This window comes from Sphingobium sp. JAI105 (assembly GCF_015752145.1).
GTDB lineage: Bacteria > Pseudomonadota > Alphaproteobacteria > Sphingomonadales > Sphingomonadaceae > Sphingobium > Sphingobium xenophagum.
In genome coordinates this window covers 997,304-1,016,696 of sequence record NZ_JADOUC010000001.1, presented here as the reverse complement: position 1 = coordinate 1,016,696, position 19,393 = coordinate 997,304, and the positions used below count along the sequence as shown (strand labels likewise).

General features: G+C 64.2%; 20 protein-coding genes. 11 read left to right on the top strand and 9 right to left on the bottom strand.

Annotated features, from left to right (window positions below):
• Positions 1–35: 35 nt before the first annotated feature.
• The 3 genes from IWY39_RS04725 to serS form a co-directional block, all read right to left on the bottom strand.
• Positions 36–1,046: a M23 family metallopeptidase gene (locus IWY39_RS04725; protein WP_107126116.1), complete on the bottom strand. Its 1,011-nt coding sequence runs from the start codon at positions 1,044–1,046 to the stop codon at positions 36–38.
• A gap of 72 nt (positions 1,047–1,118) precedes the next feature.
• Positions 1,119–1,883, bottom strand: coding sequence for a 5'/3'-nucleotidase SurE (gene surE, locus IWY39_RS04720; RefSeq protein ID WP_107126117.1), 765 nt, complete (start codon positions 1,881–1,883; stop codon positions 1,119–1,121).
• Between the two features lie 110 nt (positions 1,884–1,993).
• A complete protein-coding gene (serS, locus tag IWY39_RS04715; protein ID WP_107126118.1) occupies positions 1,994–3,274 on the bottom strand; it encodes a serine--tRNA ligase in 1,281 nt (426 codons plus the stop codon).
• Positions 3,275–3,367: 93 nt separating this feature from the next.
• Between serS and IWY39_RS04710 the strand changes: the two genes are divergently transcribed.
• From IWY39_RS04710 to IWY39_RS04690, 5 genes are all read left to right on the top strand, one after another.
• A complete protein-coding gene (locus tag IWY39_RS04710) occupies positions 3,368–3,808 on the top strand; it encodes a host attachment family protein (RefSeq protein ID WP_017184716.1) in 441 nt (146 codons plus the stop codon).
• A gap of 98 nt (positions 3,809–3,906) precedes the next feature.
• Entirely contained in the window at positions 3,907–4,272 is a 366-nt protein-coding gene (locus tag IWY39_RS04705; RefSeq protein ID WP_229380771.1) for a hypothetical protein, read from the top strand.
• Positions 4,273–4,290: 18 nt separating this feature from the next.
• Complete coding sequence (locus IWY39_RS04700; protein ID WP_107126120.1) at positions 4,291–4,860, top strand: hypothetical protein; 570 nt, start codon at positions 4,291–4,293, stop codon at positions 4,858–4,860.
• Between the two features lie 559 nt (positions 4,861–5,419).
• Positions 5,420–5,884, top strand: coding sequence for an RNA polymerase-binding protein DksA (gene dksA, locus IWY39_RS04695; RefSeq protein WP_006966545.1), 465 nt, complete (start codon positions 5,420–5,422; stop codon positions 5,882–5,884).
• Between the two features lie 68 nt (positions 5,885–5,952).
• On the top strand, positions 5,953–6,327 hold the full coding sequence (locus IWY39_RS04690) for a PilZ domain-containing protein (RefSeq protein WP_107126121.1): 375 nt from the start codon (positions 5,953–5,955) through the stop codon (positions 6,325–6,327).
• Positions 6,328–6,473: 146 nt separating this feature from the next.
• On the opposite strand, the gene IWY39_RS04685 is transcribed toward IWY39_RS04690, so the two are convergent.
• A complete protein-coding gene (locus IWY39_RS04685; RefSeq protein WP_006966541.1) occupies positions 6,474–6,632 on the bottom strand; it encodes a YdcH family protein in 159 nt (52 codons plus the stop codon).
• 188 nt (positions 6,633–6,820) lie between these two features.
• Here IWY39_RS04685 and IWY39_RS04680 point away from each other — a divergent pair, with 188 nt between their 5' ends.
• From IWY39_RS04680 to IWY39_RS04660, 5 genes are all read left to right on the top strand, one after another.
• Positions 6,821–7,000: a YdcH family protein gene (locus tag IWY39_RS04680; RefSeq protein WP_017184712.1), complete on the top strand. Its 180-nt coding sequence runs from the start codon at positions 6,821–6,823 to the stop codon at positions 6,998–7,000.
• A gap of 121 nt (positions 7,001–7,121) precedes the next feature.
• On the top strand, positions 7,122–7,601 hold the full coding sequence (locus IWY39_RS04675) for a DUF1465 family protein (RefSeq protein ID WP_017184711.1): 480 nt from the start codon (positions 7,122–7,124) through the stop codon (positions 7,599–7,601).
• 77 nt (positions 7,602–7,678) lie between these two features.
• The gene (locus IWY39_RS04670; RefSeq protein WP_181316843.1) at positions 7,679–9,721 is read left to right on the top strand and encodes a BamA/TamA family outer membrane protein; all 2,043 of its coding nucleotides are present in this window, start codon (positions 7,679–7,681) and stop codon (positions 9,719–9,721) included.
• Positions 9,721–13,899: a translocation/assembly module TamB domain-containing protein gene (locus IWY39_RS04665; protein WP_107126122.1), complete on the top strand. Its 4,179-nt coding sequence runs from the start codon at positions 9,721–9,723 to the stop codon at positions 13,897–13,899. Before IWY39_RS04670 ends, IWY39_RS04665 begins: the two co-directional genes overlap by 1 nt.
• 209 nt (positions 13,900–14,108) lie before the next feature.
• A complete protein-coding gene (locus tag IWY39_RS04660; protein WP_017184708.1) occupies positions 14,109–14,762 on the top strand; it encodes an outer membrane protein in 654 nt (217 codons plus the stop codon).
• 82 nt (positions 14,763–14,844) lie between these two features.
• Here the strand turns inward: IWY39_RS04660 and pyrF are convergent, their stop codons facing one another.
• From pyrF to IWY39_RS04640, 4 genes are all read right to left on the bottom strand, one after another.
• Positions 14,845–15,519, bottom strand: coding sequence for an orotidine-5'-phosphate decarboxylase (gene pyrF / locus IWY39_RS04655; RefSeq protein ID WP_017184707.1), 675 nt, complete (start codon positions 15,517–15,519; stop codon positions 14,845–14,847).
• On the bottom strand, positions 15,516–15,854 hold the full coding sequence (locus IWY39_RS04650; protein WP_181316844.1) for a lipopolysaccharide assembly protein LapA domain-containing protein: 339 nt from the start codon (positions 15,852–15,854) through the stop codon (positions 15,516–15,518). The genes pyrF and IWY39_RS04650 overlap by 4 nt, the downstream gene beginning before the upstream one ends.
• 69 nt (positions 15,855–15,923) lie before the next feature.
• Positions 15,924–16,781, bottom strand: coding sequence for an aldose 1-epimerase (locus IWY39_RS04645; protein ID WP_181316845.1), 858 nt, complete (start codon positions 16,779–16,781; stop codon positions 15,924–15,926).
• The gene (locus IWY39_RS04640) at positions 16,778–18,190 is read right to left on the bottom strand and encodes a sugar porter family MFS transporter (protein ID WP_019052591.1); all 1,413 of its coding nucleotides are present in this window, start codon (positions 18,188–18,190) and stop codon (positions 16,778–16,780) included. Before IWY39_RS04640 ends, IWY39_RS04645 begins: the two co-directional genes overlap by 4 nt.
• A gap of 208 nt (positions 18,191–18,398) precedes the next feature.
• On the opposite strand from IWY39_RS04640, the gene IWY39_RS04635 reads away from it, so the two are divergent.
• The gene (locus tag IWY39_RS04635; RefSeq protein WP_019052590.1) at positions 18,399–18,593 is read left to right on the top strand and encodes a hypothetical protein; all 195 of its coding nucleotides are present in this window, start codon (positions 18,399–18,401) and stop codon (positions 18,591–18,593) included.
• Between the two features lie 117 nt (positions 18,594–18,710).
• Here the strand turns inward: IWY39_RS04635 and IWY39_RS04630 are convergent, their stop codons facing one another.
• The gene (locus tag IWY39_RS04630) at positions 18,711–19,151 is read right to left on the bottom strand and encodes an EF-hand domain-containing protein (RefSeq protein WP_017184702.1); all 441 of its coding nucleotides are present in this window, start codon (positions 19,149–19,151) and stop codon (positions 18,711–18,713) included.
• Positions 19,152–19,393 lie beyond the last annotated feature (242 nt).

Here is a 19,393-nt window from a genome sequence, read left to right as displayed (position 1 = left end):
GCCTTCGGTCGTCCGCGATGATCCCCGGTTTATCCTCATGGCGCGGTCGGCAGATGCGTAACGGGATTTACCGGCACCCGATCCTTGCGCAATTCGAAATGCAGCTTGGGCTGGCTGGCATAGCCGGTGTCGCCGGTCAGCCCGATGGTCTGGCCGCGCGTGATCTTCTGGCCGCGCACCACATCCACGCGGCTGGCATGGCCATAGGCGCTGACCCAGCCGCTGCCATGGTTGATCAGCACCAGCCCGCCAAACACCGCCACCCGGTCGCCCGCATAGGCGACAACGCCGTCCGCCGCCGCACGGATCGGCGTGCCGGCGGGGACGCCAATATCGATGCCATTATTCTTCGCGCCGCTTTCGCCGGGGCCAAAGCGCGATAGCAGCTTGCCCTTGACCGGCCAGTCGAAACGCCCCGCAAAGCTGCCGGGCTGGGCCATCGGCACGTTGCTTGGCAGCGGGCGCGGCTGGGACGAAGCGACTGCCACCGGCGCATTTTCCGCCGCCGCTGGCTGGCCGCCGGTCAGCACATCGTCAATGTCGATATGGAACGCGGCGGCGCGCTGCTCCAGGCTGGGGGCCGTCGCCGGAGCTTCGCCCGGCAACAGCAGCCGTTGTCCGCGCCGCAGCATGAACGGTTCCGTCAGGCCGTTGGCGGCAACGATGCGGCTCCACGCCACGCCATAGGCGGACGCGATGGCGATGCCCGTCTCCCCTTCCGCCACCAGATGATAGCGACCGCCGGGAATGGTGAGTTTCTGGCCGATGCGGATGGCAAAGGGCGGCGTCAGCCCATTGGCGCGCGCAATCGCCTCCGATCCTGCGCCGGTGCGATTGCCGATGCCGCGCAGCGTGTCGCCGGGCTGGACGACATAGGTGGACGTCGCCACCGTCTGCGCATTGGCGACCACCTGCTGCGCGGTCCATACCGGCTCGGCTTCCACCAGTTCGACGGCACCCGCGTCGGCATTCAACTGCGGCGGGGGCGTTTCGTTGCGGGCCTCCATGGGGATACAGGCGGCCAGTATCAGCGGCGCAAGCAGCATGGCGGATGGAAGAAGCGGACGTGACATCGCCGCCTGTCTATCGCATCGCGCCGCGCTTGCCACCCCCTGCCGCTATTGCCCGAACGCCGCCGCAGTCGCCGCCATGGCGCTGTCCTGCGTCAGGTCGTAATGGAGGGGCGTAACGGTAACATAGTCCTGCGCGATCGCCGCCAGATCGCTCCCCTCCGGCACTGCATCGCTGCTGCCCAGGCTGAACCAGTAATAGCGGTAGCCGCGCGGGTCGGTCCCTTCGATGATCTTCGTGCGATCGACATCGTGAAAGCCCTGCCGCACGACGCGGATGCCCTTGACCGCGTCGGGTTCGATCGCCGGGAAGTTGACGTTGAACAGCATCCGGCGCGAAGGCGGCATGGCGATCAGCGGAGCGATGGCCTTTGCCCCCCATGCCTGCGCAGCGGCAAAGGGTACTGTGTCGCCCATCCCCTCACGCGCATAGACCTGGCTCAGCGCAATCGACCTGATCCCCGAAATCGCCCCTTCCATCGCGGCGGCCACAGTGCCCGAATAGGTCACATCCTCCGCCAGGTTGGCACCGCGATTGACACCCGACAGGATGAGGTCCGGCCGCGCGTCCTTCATCAAATGCCCCACGGCCATCATCACCGCGTCGGTCGGCGTGCCGGTGACGCTGTAATGCTGCGCGCCATGCTTGCGGATGCGCAGGGGCCGGGTGAGCGTCAGGCTATGCCCCGCGCCCGACTGTTCCTCGCTCGGCGCGACGATCCAGATATCGTCGGAAAACTGGCGGGCGATGACTTCCAGTACCTTGAGGCCGGGCGCGTGAACGCCATCGTCATTGGTGAGGAGGATACGCATGGAATAAACAACTCCGTTCGGGCTGAGCTTATCGAAGCCTTCCGCTGAGCGAAGCGAAGCCGCCTCGCTAGCGCTCGGCATGGCCCTTCGACTTCGCTCAGGGCGAACGGCTAAGCCTTTGGCGTCAGGCGCGTCACCCCACCCATATAGGGCGCCAGCGCCTCCGGCACGATCACGCTGCCGTCGGCCTGCTGGTAATTTTCCAGCACCGCCACCAATGTACGGCCCACGGCCAGGCCCGATCCGTTCAGCGTGTGGAGGAAACGGGTCTGCTTCTCCCCCTCCGGCTTGTAGCGCGCGTTCATCCGCCGCGCCTGAAAATCGCCGCAGTTGGAAACGGAGCTGATCTCGCGATAGGTGTTCTGGCTGGGCAGCCAGACTTCCAGATCCCATGTCTTGCGCGCACCAAAGCCCATGTCGCCGGTGCAGAGCAGCATCTTGCGATAGGGAAGCCCAAGCGCCTGGAGGATACCCTCCGCCGCCGCGCACATGCGTTCATGCTCCGCCTCTGACTCGTCGGGCGCGCAGATCGCGACAAGCTCGACCTTCTCGAACTGGTGCTGGCGGATGAACCCGCGCGTGTCGCGCCCGGCGGACCCCGCTTCGGAACGGAAACAGGGGGTCAGCGCGGTCAGGCGGACGGGCAGGTCAGAGAGCGGCACGATCTGGTTCGCGACCAGATTGGTAAGGCTGACTTCGGCGGTGGGGATCAGCCAGCGGCCATCGGTGGTCCTGAACAGATCCTCGGCGAATTTGGGCAATTGCCCGGTGCCGAACAAAGCCTCATCCCGCACCAGCAGCGGCGGGTTGACCTCCTCATAGCCATTCTCGGCCGTCTGCCGGTCCAGCATGAATTGGGCCAGCGCCCGGTGCAGCCGCGCCATCTTGCCGCGCAGCGCAGTGAACCGCGCGCCGGACAAGGCTGCGCCGCCCTCAAAATCCAGCCCCAGCGCCGGGCCGAAATCGGCATGGTCCTGCGGCGCAAAATCGAAGTCGCGGGGCGTGCCCCACCGGCTGGCTTCCACATTGTCGGCTTCATCGTCGCCCTGCGGCACATCGTCGGCGGGCAGGTTGGGGATCGCCGCCAGCATCGCGCCCAGCGCGTCGCCGACTTCCCGGTCCTGCGCTTCCAGACCGGGGGTGCTTTCCTTGATCGCCGCGACTTCGGCCTTCAGCGCTTCCGCCTTGTCCTTGTCGCCGGCGCCCATGGCCTGCCCGATCAGCTTGCTCGCCTCGTTGCGGCGGGCCTGTCCGACCTGCAACTGCGTCTTGATCGCCCGGCTTTGCTCGTCCAGCGCCAATATCTGCGTGGACAAGGGGGCCAGCCCGCGCCGGGCCAGGCCAGCGTCGAAAGCGGCGGGATTTTCGCGGATGAAACGGATGTCGTGCATGGGCCAGTCCTATGCCGTCGTGCGACGAGCCACGCAACCCTGCGCGCTGCCGATCGTTGAACAGGCATCCGCTAAAATGAAAAGGACCAGGCGATGCAGATAGAACAGGACGCGCTCATATTGGTAGCTGACGGCCGCAAGATGCTGTTTTTCCGGAACAAGGGCGATGCCGCCATTCCCAGCCTGGAAACCGAGCAGGTCGAGAAGCAGGATAATCCGGCCGATCGCGAACAGGGCAGCGACACACCTGGCCGCGCGTTCAATTCGGTGGGCGGCCATCGCAGCGCCATGTCGGAAACGAATTTTCACGATCTGGAGGAGGACCGCTTTGCCGCGCAGGCCGCCGACATCCTCAAGCATCGCGCCTTCGCCAATGATTATGAAAAGCTAATCATCGTGGCCCCGCCCGGCACGCTGGGCGAAATGCGCAAACATTATCACAAGGAAGTCGAAAGCCGCCTGGCAGGCGAGATCGCCAAGGATCTGGTCAATCATCCGATCGCGGACATCGAACGGATCATTGCCGACAATTGATCCGCACCAGTTTTGCCCCAACGAAAAGGGCGGCCCCCGATATCGGGAGCCGCCCTTTTTCATGTCATTGCCTGACGGGTCAGGCGGCCTTGTCGACCTTGCGATCAGCAAAGCGACGGCGGGCGACCAGTGCGACCGCGGCTGCACCGAACAGCAGGATCATCGGCGGGGCAGGGACGTCCGTGCCGCCGCTGCTGCTGCTCGATCCGCCGCTGGAACTGCTGGACGAAGAAGAAGAAGAACTGCTGCTGCTCGACGAGGAGGAACTGCTCGACCCCGAACTGCCGCTCGATCCGCTGCTGCCCGTGCTGCCGAAGCTGGACGATCCGCCCGACGAGGAGGAACTGCTCGACGAGGATGACGAGGAAGAGGACGACGAACTGCTGCCGCTCGACCCGGAGCTGCCCGACGAACCGCTGCTGCCGCTCGATCCCGAACTGCCGCTGGAGCCGCTCGACCCGTGATCATGGCCATGGCCCGGCTTGCCAGGCTTGCCGCCGCTCGATCCGCCCGAACTGCTCGATGAAGAACTGGACGAGGAGCTGGACGATGACGAGCTGGAGCTGGACGAGGACGAGCTGCTGCTGACATTGCCGCTCGACGTGGAGACATTACCGCTCGACGTCGAAACGCCGCTCGATGTCGACACGTTGCCGCTGGAGGTGGACACGCCACCCGTTGACGTGGACACGCCGCCGGTGGAAGTCGAAACCCCGCCGGTCGATGTCGATACGCCGCCAGTGGTCGAGCTGGTCGAGCTGCTGATGCCGCCGGTCGAGCTGCTGGTCGAGGAGATCACCACCGACCCGCCGCCGCTGCCGCCGCCACCGCCGCCGAAAAAGCCGCCGATGAAGCCGCCGCCGCCAAAGCCGCCGCCACCGCCCATGACGACAGGAACCGCGCCCCCGCCGCCGGACATGACCGGCATTTCGGCCATCGGCATCGGCGCTGGCAGGGGAATGGGAGCCTGTTGCGTGACGACCGTGACCGTGCGCGGCGTGCTGGTTTTCACCGTACGCACCACCTTGCGCTTCACTGTCCGCACGGCATAGCGTTTGCGCGGCGCTGCCGCCTTCGTGCTCTTGCTGCTATGAACCACTGCCGGCCGCGCATTTTCGGCGACATGCACCGCGCCACCGCCAATGATCGCTCCGCCGCAAGTGCAGGCGCATAACTTAGCCAATGCCATCCGTACCGACATAGGATCCACTCTTTACTTTGTTGCCCCCTGACCCGGCATTGGCTTTTTCCAATGATGGGCTGGTAGGAACTTCCTATGCGTAAGAACGCAAAAGAAAGCGTTAACTGCAACGCTGTTAACCCCGAATATGATATTCAAGTCGAGGAAAATCCTGCCTTCTTCCAAAGGGAAATGGTTAACGTCCCACTATGGAACGACTGTCGCGAGCCAGGTAAAAATCGCTTGATGCGTTTCGCCGATTTGCCTTGCGCGCGGGACTCGGCTGCGCCGGCGTCAGGCCCCGATGAAAACGAACCGCAGCAATATTGCCTGCTTGTGTCGCCCTTCGCCCGTCGCTATGACGCGCCCTCAATGAAAAGTCATGGGCGCCCGGTCGTTAAGCGCCGGCGTCCTCCGAGTCGGAGAGCCAGATGGCATCGGTCCTGAATTCCGATAAAGACGGCGACAAGCCGCCCAAATCGACTGTCGAACTTCCTGCAGACTACCGGCCTTCCGCCGATGAGGAATTCATGAACCCGTTGCAGCTGGAATATTTCCGGCAGCGCTTGTGGGACTGGAAAAAGCAGATCCATGCCGAAGCCGAAGGGACGCTTGCCGTCCTTCAGAATGAGCCGCTACGCGAACCCGACTTGAACGACCGCGCATCGAGCGAGACCGACTGGTCGATCGAACTGCGCACCCGTGACCGCCAGCGCAAGCTGATCTCCAAGATCGAGGCGGCGCTCCGCCGGATCGAGGACGGCGAATATGGTTATTGCGAAGTCACCGGCGAACCGATTTCGCTGGGCCGGCTGGAGGCCCGGCCGATCGCGACCATGACGGTCGAAGCGCAGGAACGGCATGAGCGGCAAGAGAAGATTTCCCGCGACGATTAACCCTTTCTCCATCCCCCCGCGCCTATGGTGCCCGCCAACTATCTGGCATTTTATTCGCGGGTCTTGGCATGAACGACCAACAGGAATCTTCCGATCGGGGACCGGCCCGCGCCGCGCCGCGTGACAGCCTGTTCCTGCTTACCAGTTTCATGACGCCCGAAGGCGTCCCGCTGGGCAAAGCCCGCGTCCGCAACCTGTCGGCCACCGGCCTGATGGCCGATTGCGAACGCGCTGTCCCGGCGGGCGCCAAGGTGGAATTTGAACTGCGCGGCATCGGCAAGATGACCGGAACTGTCGCCTGGGCGCGCGAGGACAAGATTGGTCTGGCCTTTGACGAGCCGATCGACCCGCAACTGGCGCGCAAGCCTGTTTCGACCGGTACGGCGCAACAGACGATGCCCGATTACCTGCGACTGCATCAGCACGGCTTGCCGCGGCGCTGATCCGGCCCGGACATAAACAGCCCCGCCTACCTGTTGGTTGCGGGGCTTTTTATTGTCTGAAAATGTGGACCGGAATGAAGGCGAAGGGCCGGACCGGCAGCCTGTAGCCGCCGTGTCCCAGCCTCCTCCCGTAGCGCGCTAGATGCTTAGTGCTGCGCTTCCAGTTCTTCCTTCAACCGCAATTTCTGCTTCTTGAGCGAAGCCACCAAAATAGCGTCGGGCATAGGCCGACTCGTCTCCGCCTTGATTCGGGCGTCGATACCTGCGTGCTTGGCAGAAAGAGCTGAAATGTGGCTGTTTTCCATAACATTCTCCAGATGAGGGGTGATGGACGACGAAGTAGATCATGAAATAATCATCGTGTCTCGCGCTGATTCGCACGCTGCGCCTGAATGAGAAAAATTTGCGATGGCCCGCGTCCGGGCGGCAGGGTATCAGGGGACATGACGAGCGTGGGTGACGGATCGGGGGCGCAGTGAGTCGGGAAGATATTATGCGCCGCCTGGAATTGTTGCGGGTGGAGCATCGCGACCTCGACAGCGCGATTGCCGTGCTGATGGAGTCGGGTGCAGGCGACCAGATGCAGATTGCCCGGTTCAAGAAACGCAAGCTGCGCCTGCGCGACGAGATTGCGCAGCTGGAAGACGGGCTGGTGCCCGACATCATCGCGTAAATCGGTGCTGGCGCGGAATTTTGTGGTTAACGTCGCGCTAACCGGCCCTGAATGGGACAGCCCCCGCTAAAAGCGCATCGATGGGCCTGACAAGGTTGCGATAATATGTCAGTCATCCTGCATGCAGAGCGCAGCTTTTCTGGATCGTGGCCTTCACCGGCGGCTGGTCGACGGCCTGTATCTCGAAGCCATGGTCATGGCTGACGAGGCACGGTCCTATTTCGACGGCAGCAACAGCCTGGACGAGGGGATGAGCGACCCGCTGCGCCGCGTCTCCTTCGCCTGCGAATCGCTGAAAGTGACCACCCGGCTGATGCACATCATCGCCTGGTTGCTCAGCCAGCGGGCCTGGCAGCGGGGCGAGATTGGCGATGCCGATCTGTCGGACGAGAAATATCGGCTTGGCCGCGCGACCCAGACGCCGCCCGAACTCGCCGCCGATTTTCCCTTCATGGCCCGGTCGCTGATCGATGCGAGCCAGGAATTATACGATCGCGTCGCGCGATTGCAGGACCGGATGGACATGATGCTGGGTCCGGCCACGGTCAGGGACGCCAACCCGGCGCGCGCGCTGATCGATCGCCTGCACAGCGCCTTCTGATCGTGTCGCGGCAACTGGCCGCATTCTACCGCTTCTAAGGCTGGCGCTTTCGCCCATATTTGGTCTAGACCATCGCCATGACCCATGGTTTGCGGACCTTTCGCCGCCCTCCTGGCCGCCCGCATTCCGCACGGCTCCTGCTTGTTCCGATGTTGCTCGCCTGTCCGGGCGGGGCGCTGGCGCAGTCCGTCGCGCCACCGCAAGCCGTGCCGGACCAGTCGCTCGACACCATGCCGGACATAGGCCTGGACTGGCCGGACATGGGGCAGGAGGACAGGGTGAAGCCGCTGCCCGCCGACCCGGCTGATACGCAGGTGGCGACGCCTGACGCTCTCCCTGACGCCGCCCAGCCGGTCGAGCCGGTCGAGGAAGCCGCGACCTTTGCTGACGCGGGGGAGGAGCGGCGTTACACCGTGCAACTGAACGGCATCGACACGATTGCCGATGCGACCTTCAAGCAGCGCTTCGAGGAATTGTCGGCGCTGCGGCAGGGCGATGGAAAGCCCGCCAACCTCGCGCAGATCAATCGTCGCATCAAAGAGGATAATGAACTGCTGGACCGGCTGCTGCGCGCCAAGGGCTATTATGCCGCGCGCATCCGGGGCGCGGTTGCCGCGCCGCCAGCGGGCAGCGATCGTCTGGCCGTCAGCTTCGACATTGTCCCCGGCACGCAATATCTGCTCGATTCGGTCGATCTGACCGGCCTTGCCGAAACCGGCGACAAGGAAGCGCAATTGCGCGCCGCCTTCCCGCCCAAGGTCGGCGATCCGGTCGATGCCGACGCCATTCTGGCCGGGCGCGACGCGCTGTCCGTGGTGCTGGCCGAAACCGGGTTCCCCTTTGCCAAGGTCGATCAACCCGAAGTGCGGATCGACCATGAGGAGCGCAAGGGCGACCTTGACATCATCATCACGCCGGGCGGCTATCGCAGCTTCGGTGCGATCCGCATGAACAACGAAAAATTGTTCAGCGCGCACCATGTTCAGGAAATCGCCCGCTTCCATCCCGGCGATCCCTACAAGGCGTCGGATGTCGAGGATCTGCGCCGCGCCATCGTCGCAACCGGGCTTGTCTCCTCGGTCAACCTGACACCCAAAGAGGCGGGCGATGGTTCCCATGTCGATCTGGCGGTCGATGTCCGCCCGGCGCCACTACGCACCATCGCGGGGCAGCTGGGTTATGGCACGGGCGAAGGCTATCGCGCTGAAGTCAGCTGGCAGCACCGCAATTTCTTCCCGCCCGAAGGCGCGGTAACGGTGCGCGGCGTCGTCGGCACGCAGGAACAGACCGCGTCCTTCACCTATCGCCGCAACAATTTCCACCGCCGCGACAATGTGCTGACCGGCCTGCTGTCGGTCAGCAACATCAGGCGCGACGCCTATGACGCGCGTACCATCACCCTGGCCGGCGGGCTGGAGCGGCAGACGAACATCCTGTTCCAGAAGGACTGGGTGTGGCGCATCGGCGCGGAACTCATCGCTTCCGACGAAGCCGATGCCTTCAGCGGCGGTGCGCGGCGCACCTTCCTGATCGGCGCAATTCCGTTAAGCCTGACCTATGATGGCAGCGATGATCTGCTCAACCCGACCAAGGGCTTTCGCCTGGGTGGCCGGTTCAGTCCCGAACTTTCCTTTCAGGACAAGACCTTCGGCTATGCCAAGGTGCAGGTGGATGGCAGCCTCTACCAGCCGATGGGCGAAAAGCTCGTCGTCGCGGCCCGTGCGCGCTTTGGCACGATCCTTGGCTCCACCGTCGATCAGATCGCGCCATCGCGGCGCTTCTATGCGGGCGGCGGCGCGTCGGTTCGCGGTTATGGCTATCAGGCGATCGGCCCGCGTTTCGGCGTGGACAACGACCCGGTCGGCGGCAAGAGTCTCGCGGAATTCTCGCTGGAGGGGCGGGTGCGCTTTGGCAATTTCGGCGTCGTGCCCTTCATCGATGCAGGCAATATCTCCACCACCTTCCTGCCGCGCTTCCGCGATCTGCGCATCGGCACCGGCCTTGGGCTGCGCTATTATAGCAACTTCGGCCCGATCCGCATCGACGTCGGTACGCCGATCAACCCGCAAAAGGGCGACCCGCGCGTCGCCGTCTATGTGTCGCTGGGGCAGGCCTTCTGATGGTGGACGAAGCGCCCGCCGCGAAGCCGCATCGCCGCCGCGCCTGGGATGGACGCTGGCAGCGCTGGGTGCTGGGCATCATCGTCACATTGCTGCTGATCGTCGCGGGCGCGCTGGCCTGGCTCGACACGGCGCCCGGCCATCGCTTCCTCATCAGCCGGATCGCGACGATCAAGCCGCCATCGGGCCTGCGCATCCAGGTCGACCGGATCGACGGCAGCATTTATCACAAGGCCGTTCTCCACAATCTGACCCTGTCCGACCCGACGGGCCGCTTCTTCGACGCGCCACGGGTCGAACTGGACTGGTGGCCTTTCGCCTGGGCCTATAACCGGCTGGACATCGACCGGCTGGTCATCCCGCGCGCCACCCTGCACAAATTGCCCAAGCTCAATCCCAGCCGGAAGCAGGGGCCGATCCTTCCCGGTTTCGACATCCGGCTGATGGAATTTTCGGTCGGACGGCTGACGATCGCGCCGGGCATTACTGGCCGTGCGCAGCAGGCGACGATGGCGGGCGACGCCGACATTCGCGGTGGCCGGGCGATCATAGACCTGACCGCCCGCGTGATCGACGGGCAGGACGCGCTGACCATCGCGCTGGACAGTCGCCCCGACGATGATCGTTTCCGCCTGGACGTCACGGTCAATGCGCCAAAGGGCGGCGTTCTGGCGGCGATGGCGGGCCTGAAGCAGGATGCCAATCTGCGCATCGGCGGCAAGGGCGGCTGGAGCCGCTGGGACGGTCGCCTGTCCGCCACGCTCGACGCCCAGCCTGTCGCCGATTTCGTGCTGGCCGCGCGCCAGGGCGCCTATTCGGCCCGTGGTTCGATCGAGGGCGGCGCGATCGCCGGCAATGGCCTTGTCCAGCGTATTGCCGCGCCGCGCCTGGTCGTGCGCGCCAATGGGACGATGGTGGACCGGGTGATCGACGGTCGCCTATGGCTCCGTTCCGCCGCGATCGATCTGGAAGCCGATGGCGCTATCGACCTGCGCAACAATGCGCTCGACAATATGCTGGTGCAGTTGAAGCTCGCCCATCCACAGGCCTTGTTCAAGACTATGCGCGGGCAGGATGTCGCGGCGAAAATCCGCCTGGACGGTGCATTCGCGACGCTGGGTTATGAATATCTGCTCACCGCCCGCCAGCTGGCGTTCGACAAGACGGTGATCAGCACCGTGCGGATGGATGGCAAGGGACGTCGGTCGGAAAATGGCCCGGCGCTGGTCCCGGTACGCCTGCGCGCCGCGCGGCTCGATGGGCAGGGCGAACTGGTCGAAGGGATCGTCCGCAATTTCGCGCTCGACGGCGTGCTCCAGATCAAGGGCCAGCAGATCGTCAGCAATCCGATGGACGTGCGGTCGGACAAGCTGCGCGGCAAGCTGCTGATGCTCGCCGACCTTCGGACAGGTCGGTATGATTTTGGTCTGGATGGCCAGATTGTCGGCCTGGCCATTCGTGGCTTCGGCATCGTCGACCTGACGTCGAAATTGCGCGCAGTGCCCGGTCCCAATGGCAGCTTTGGCCTGAGCGGCAATGCGCTGGCGCGGGTGCGGCGGCTGGACAATGAATTTCTGCGTACGCTGGGCGGTGGCCTGCCGACCGTTCGCAGCGCGCTCGCGCTGCGCCCCGATGGCCAGTTGGCGCTCACCAATTTGCAGCTTGATGCGCCGCTGCTGACGCTGACGGGCAATGGCCTGCGCCATCGCGACGGCACGATGCATCTGGAGGGGCAGGGACGGCATGGCCAATATGGTCCGGTCAGGCTGACGCTGGATGGCAGGATCGACCGCCCGACCATCGATGTGCTGCTGGCCAGCCCGATGAAGGCGCTGGGCCTGCGCGACGTGCGCGCAAAGCTGATCCCCGATGCAAGCGGATACAGCTATACCGCTGCGGGCGGATCGACCCTTGGTCCCTTCACCGGCCGGGGCGTCATCCTGTTGCCGCAGGGCGGGCAGGCGGTGGTCCGCATCGCACGGATCGACGTGTCCGGCGTCACCGCCAGCGGCGATATTCGCCCGGTAACCGGCGGGCTGGACGGCCAATTGGCGGTCAACGGCCCGGTGACGGGCTATATCAGCCTGAAACCAGTGGATGCGATCCAGCAGGTCCAGCTCAAACTGACCGCCAACGATGCCAGCTTCGACGGACCGACCGTCATCGCGGTGCGACGCGGCACGCTGGATGCGACCATGTTGCTTGATCCTTCGCGCACGACGCTGACGGCCACGGCGCAGGCGCGGGGCCTGCGCGTCGGCGGGGTGCTGCTGGGGCGCTTTGCCGCCAATGCCGATCTGGTCGATGGTCAGGGCAAGATACGCGGCAGCCTGTCCGGGCAGCGCGGCCGCATCTTCGACATACAGGGCGAAGCGCAGGTCGATGCCGATCATATCCGCCTGACCGCTGGCGGCACTGTCGACAAGCGTCCCATCCGCCTGACCCGCGCGGCGCTCCTGACCCGTACCGATGATGGCTGGCGCCTGTCGCCTGCGACCATCAGCTATGCGGGCGGATCATTGCAACTGGCGGGCGAACTGGGCAGCGCATCCACCCATGTCGAGGCGCGGATGCAGAAACTGCCGCTGTCCCTGCTCGACATTGGCTATGACAATCTGGGTCTGGGCGGCACCGCGACAGGCTCGCTCAGCTACGCCCAGCCGCGCGGCGGCGGCCTGCCGACCGGGACCGCGGAACTGCGCATCCGTGGCCTGTCGCGGTCTGGCCTGTCCCTGAGTTCCCGCCCGGTCGATGTGGGCGTCAACGCCGCACTGACGGCGGACCGTCTCGCCACCCGCATGATCTTCGTTGCCGATGGCAAGACGATCGGCCGGGCGCAGGCGCTGCTCAATCCGCTGGGGCGTGAAGGCGGCCTGGTCGAACGGCTCAACCGCGCGCCACTCTTCGCGCAGCTGCGCTATGGCGGCACGGCGGACACGCTGTGGCGGCTGACCGGGGTGGAAATTGTCGACATCGGTGGCCCTGTCGATGTTTCCGCGGACATGCGCGGCACGCTGGGCAACCCGCAGATCACCGGATCGCTGGCGACCGAAAATGCCGCGATCAACAGCCCCGTCACCGGTATGCGGCTGAAAAATGTCAAGGCGCGCGGGCGTTTCTCCGGCGCGCAACTGGTCATTTCCAGCTTTGCCGCGACCGCGCAAAATGGCGGCAGCGTAAGCGGCACCGGGCGCTTCACCTTCAACGGCATAGCGGGCGTCGGCATGGACCTGGCCATGCAGGCGGACAATGCTGCCCTGCTGGAACGGGACGATATTGCCGCCACGGTCACCGGGCCGATCACCCTGCGTTCTGATGGCGTGGGCGGGACGATCGGCGGCGACCTGACGCTCAACAAGAGCCGCTTCACGCTGGGCCGCGCTGCCGCCGTGGCGCAGATTCCGGAACTGGCGGTGACCGAAATCAACAGGCGTGGCGAAGAGGTTGAGCGGGTGCGCGCCAACGTCCCCTGGGCGCTGGCGATCAAGGCGCGGGCGCGCAACCGCCTGACCGTCACCGGCCTTGGGCTCGACAGCGAATGGCGCGCCATTCTCGACATTGGCGGCACCGTCACCAACCCGGCGATTGCGGGCCGGGCGGAACTGGTGCGTGGTGGCTATGAATTTGCCGGGCGCCGGTTCGACCTGCGCGAAGGGCGCATCCAGTTTGACGGCAAGACCCCCGTCAACCCGACGCTGGACATCGACGCGCAGGCCGACGTCAGTGATCTTACCGCCACCATCCATGTCGGCGGCACCGGCCTGAAGCCCGAAATCACCTTCACCAGCGTTCCCGCGCTGCCGCAGGACGAACTTCTGTCCCGCATCCTCTTTGGCACGTCGATCACCAACCTGTCCGCGCCCGAAGCCTTGCAGCTCGCTTCAGCGGTCGGTTCGTTACAGGGCGGCGGCGGGCTGGACCCGATCAATGCGGTGCGCAAGGCGGCGGGGCTGGACCGGCTGCGCATCATCGCCGCCGATCCGACGCAGGGGCAGGGGACGTCGATCGCGGCGGGCAAATATCTGACCCGCAAGACCTATGTCGAACTGATCACCGACGGGCAGGGATACAGCGCGACCCGGATCGAATATCAGGTCACGCGCTGGCTATCGCTGCTTGGCGCCATATCGACGCTGGGCCGCGAAAGCGCCAACGTGCGCGTGTCGAAGGATTATTGATCACACCGACGCCGTCGATGCGGTGGAACTCTGAACGGCGTACGATCAGTTCGTCGTTCCCAGCACTCAGGACGGGGACGAAACGGCCTGAACTGTGCCAATTCGGCAACATAAGTCCTTGTTTATCTTAGGTTCATGAAACCAACGGCTTTGTTCCGGCTTCAACGTCTCACCCCTGCGGGGCGTGAATGACAATTGGAGTTAAGCATATGCGTAAGTTTGTGGTCGCAACCCTTCTGGCCGGAACCGCGGTCGCCACACCTGCTCTGGCCCAGGACGTCGGCCCGACCTTCACCGGCCCGCGCGTCGAAGCGATTTTGGGCTATGACCATGTCGGCGCGGGCAGCGATGTCGACAATAATAATGGTCGCGACGACCAGTCGATCGACGGACTGCTCTACGGTGTGGGCGCTGGCTACGACATCAATCTGGGCAGCGCGGTCGTGGGCGTCGAAGGTGAATATACCGACTCGACTGCCAAGAGCGATCGCTACGACCTGACCGACCAGTTCGGTTTCGGCCGGGTGAGCCAGGGCCGTGACCTCTATATCGGTGCGCGCGCCGGTATCCTCGCCAGCCCCAATACGCTGGTCTATGTGAAAGGCGGCTACACCAACACCAAGCTCAACGTGCTGGCGGGCGATACCGACGAAACGACCGACACCGCGTTCAAGCTCGACGGCTGGCGCATCGGTGGCGGCGTGGAGCGCGCCATCAACCAGAACACCTTTGCCAAGCTGGAATATCGCTACTCCAAATATGACAGCGCCCATATCGACTATATGGACGGCGCCACCAGCAGCGAATTCGACATTGACACTGACCGGCATCAGGTCGTGGCCAGCGTCGGCTGGCGCTTCTAAAAGCAGGGCGGGGCGGGAGAAATCCCGCCCCGTTTCTCGTTACAGGATGAAACGTCCAACATCATCGTGAACGCATTAGACCCTACAGCGTCGCTTCAATCTCGCGCGCGGCGAGATCGGGATTTTCCGCCAGGCTGATCGGCCGCCCGACGACCAGGATGGATGCGCCGCGATCCAGCGCCTGTCGCGGCGTCACCGCGCGCTTCTGGTCGCCCATCGCGCCGCCCGCCGGGCGCACGCCGGGCACGACGAAAAAGCCGTCGGGCCAATGTTTCTTGACCATCGCCACTTCCTCGCCGGAACAGACGATGCCGTCCAGCCCGGCATTTTGTGCCAGGTCCGCCAATCGCCGCACCTGATCCTCCGCCTTGCCGCCCACGCCGATGTCGAGCAGGTCGGCATCGTCCAGGCTGGTCAGCACCGTAACCGCCACCACCTTGGTCTTTATGCCCGCCGCGGCCTTCGCATCCTCCAGCATCGCCCGTCCGCCTGCGGCATGGACGGTCAGGATCGCCGGTTCCAGCATGTGCAATGCCTGCACCGCCTTGGCCACCGTATTGGGAATATCGTGCAGCTTCAGATCCAGAAAGATCGGCAGCCCGAACTTCATCATCTCATGCACGCCGTGATGACCATTGGCGCAGAAAAATTCGAGACCCAGTTTCAGCCCGCCGACATGATGACGCACCTGCTGCGCCAGATTTTGCGCCTTGCCGAGGTCCGGCGTGTCGATCGCGACATAGAGGGGGCTGCTCATACGGGTCCTGTAGGATTGAGAGGGGAAAGGGGCGGAGAGGGGACGTCCGCGTCCAGAGGCGGGGTGACGACCGCAGGCGGCGTGGCGGCGGCGGTGACGGCCAGCGCGCGTTCCGCGCTGTCCAGCCGACGCTTCAACCGCCAGCGCGTCGCGCGGGCCATGATCCAGAAGGGCAGCGCGCCCATCAGAAATGCACCGATCAGCAAGACCGGCAACTTGGTTTCCATCACCATGTCGCCCCACAGGCGGACGGTCACGGGCACATAATTCGCCATGCAGAAAAAGGCCAGGGCGACCGCGATTACGACCCAGAATGCAGTCCGCAAAAATTGCATCGGCATGTCCTCTTGCTGCTCAACAGGGGCAGCTTAGGCGATCCCGTCACATTTCGGAAGCGTCTCATCCTATTTGTCGATGCGGATCGTCATCGACAATTGGGTGGCGGCACCCGGTGCCAGCACGGTCATGCCGTCCGCCCGATTGATCGCGTCGGGACAGTGGCTGACTGGCTCGATACAGAAATCGACCGAATTGGGCGGACGATAGACATGCAGCCAATCCGCGCCGCTCGCTGTCACGACAATGCGCATGCCATCGCCGCGCGCAATGATCGCGCGCCCGTCCCATCCGCCATAGACATTGTCGATCAGCGTGTCGCCCATCACCCTGGCCCCGCGCGACCAGTCGCCCAACATGTCGGCGGCGACTTCCCGGTCCGGCAGCATGTCGGGCGTCGAAAGCCACAGGCTGGTCGCTGCGAAGCGCAGCTGCGTCCCGGCGTCGGCCAGGAAATAAGGGTGAAATCCCAGCCCGGCCGGCATCGGCGCATCGCCGATATTGGTCAGCGTCAGGCGCATGTCGATCGCGTCGGGGCGCAGCGCCACATGCTGCTCGGCGCGATAGGGCCATGGCCATGCCGCGCCGCGCGCATGATCCTGAACCAGCCGCACCGCATCCGCCCCCTGATCGGCGACGGTCCAGGCTGCCTGCCAGCCAGTGCCATGGATGCTGTGCGGATGATCGCCGAAATTGCGCGGCAACTGATAGTCGCGCCCGTCAAAGCCGAACCGCCCATTCGCTATCCGGTTGGCATAGGGAACGAGCGGAAAGCTCGCCATGCCCAGGGGATCATGGCAGTCCCCCGGCGCGGGGCGCAGCACATCCTCGCCCCCATGGCGCAGCCATAGCAGCGATCCGCCCGCAGCGGGGGAAAGCGCCGCTTCCAGCGCCCCCGCCCGCAATACAAGCGGCCCGTCGCTCAACCAACCATCTCCTCAAGTTCGCGACCCTTGGTCTCCTGCACCATCTTGCGCACGAAGAAGTAGGAGATCGCGGCGAACAGCGCATAGCCGCTATAGGTCATGACCAGCCCCGGCGATACAGCCAGCGCGGGAAAGCTGACCGATATGGCCGCATTGGCGATCCATTGGGCAAAGCCCGCGACCGCCAGACCCGATCCGCGAATCTGGTTGGGGAACATCTCGCCCAGCATCACCCACATGATCGGGCCCCAGCTCATGTTGAAGAAGATCACGTAGAGATTTGCCGAGATCAGGGCGATCAGGCCATTATGCCCCGGCAGCGTGACCCCGCCATCCGCGCCGGTGATGGCGGTGGAAAAGGCATAGGCGACGATCGCCAGCGTCACCGCCATCCCCGCCGATCCGATCAGCAGCAGCGGCTTGCGCCCGATCCGGTCGATCAGCAACATCGACCCCAGGCAAGCGCCGATCGAAAGTACGCCAGACAATATATTGATCTGCAACGCATTATCTTCCGAAAAGCCGACGGCTTCCCACAGTGTCGCGCCATAATAAAAGACGACGTTGATGCCGACCAGCTGCTGGAACACGGCCAGGCCGATGCCGGTCCACACGATCGGGCGGATCTTGCCGCTGCTTTTTTCAATGAGGTCGGACAATTTGGGCCGATGATGGTCGGCGGCCAGGCTGTCGCGAATCTCCACCACCTTGCGCGCCGCTTCCTGCGCGCCGAACAGGCGGGTCAATACCGCCAGCGCCTCGTCCTCGCGCCCGCGCGCGACCAGATAGCGGGGGCTTTCAGGGATGAACAACAGAGCGAGCAAATAGATCGCCGCCGGAATAGCCTGTAGCCAGAACATCCAGCGCCATGCCGGGAAATCGAGCCAGAGCGGGGCGGTCGATCCGCCGGCATGGCGCGCCAGCACGAAATTGGCGACGAACGCGCCGGTCAGGCCGGAAATGATCATGACCTGCTGGACGCTCGACAGCCGCCCGCGTACCGCAGCCGGGGTGACTTCGGAAATATAGACCGGCGAAATCACGCTCGCCGCGCCAACGCCCAGTCCGCCGATGATCCGCGCAAGGATGAAGATGGCGGAAGAACCGGCGGCCCCGGCCATCAGCGCGCTGAGCAGGAACAGGATCGCCGCCAGCATCATGACGCCGCGCCGCCCGATCATGTCGGCCATCCGTCCCGCGCCAAAGGCACCGATCGACGACCCGACCAGAATCGCGCCGACATTGATGCCAATGCCCAGCTTGCCCAGGTCAAAGGCACTTTCCAGCCCCTTCTGCGTGCCGTTGATGACCCCGCTGTCATAACCGAACATGAAACCGCCGATCGTCGCCACCGCAACGATCGCCGCGATAAAGGCCATGTTGACCTTCTGCGCGCTGCCCTCACTCATCCTCTCGCGTCCTTCCCATCTTTATCTCGTTGCAACATGCCCCGGCCATCCGACCGTTACTGATAGCGCTAACAACATCGTCATTGCTTGGAAGTCAAGGGGCAGGTTGGACAAGGATGGTGGCACAGGCGGATTGCGACGGATAGTTGTCATGTAGCCGCCTTTCATCTTTTCCCCGCCGCCGCTTTGCGGCATAGCTGTCGCCGTCATGAGCAAAACCGAAAAGACTGCGCCGGACACCGACGCTCCATCCGCCACCCCCGTGCAACCCGTTGACGACAAGCGCGACCTTGCCAGCGCGGCGCGCAAATCCGCTGGCAAAGTCGCCTGGACCGGCGCGGCTGTCGGCATCGGCTCGGCCGCGATCGTCGCGGCATTGCTGTACGCGCGGAAACGCAGCTAGAGAAAATCCCGGCCACGCAAAAAGGGCGGCATGGTCTTCACCATACCGCTCATTTGTTGCGACCCTTTCGGGCTCTTCTTCTCCGTCCTTCGCGACGGGGAGGATCTTTGCGTCTGTTTAACCGGCGCCGCCACTCAGATAGGCGACCAGTTCCGGCTTGCTGATGGACACGCTCTTGTCAGTGTCCGCCGTGGTGAATGCGCCGCTGGCCCATGCCGTGACCTGCTCGGCAGGCAAGCTTTTGCCGGTTGCCTTCATTTCCTGATCCTTCAGGGCAACCATCCATTTGGAAAATTCCGCCTGGTCGAGTTGGCCGTCGCTATTGGCGTCATAGGCCGGAAATTCGGTGTCGACGATCGATGCGACTGCATTGCCGGGGTTGGCTGGCGTTGCGGGAGTCGCTGGCGTTTCGGCCTGCGGCATGCCCGCCTGCGGATCGCCCGGCATGGCCGGCTGGGCCGGCGTCGCGGGCATTGCGCCCTGTGATGGCATCGTCTCCTGCGCGATGGCGGGAGCGGCGATAGCAAGGGCGCTCGTGATTAGAAGCGTGCGGATCATGGCAATCTCCTCGGTTACTTGGCCATTACAGGATAAAACAATCTGTTCGGCATTGAATGACGAGGGGATAATGACCCAAAAGCGGGTAATGTTCCTGAACATCCGTTCATGTCTAACGGCTTGTCTTGGGAATATACTCGATTCGACTGTCTTTGCTGTTCCAATTGCGATCAGCCGAAGCGTTTAACTCGATTTTCTTTGGCGCAATCGGCGCGATTTGCCCCGGCGCAAGGACGCTGCTA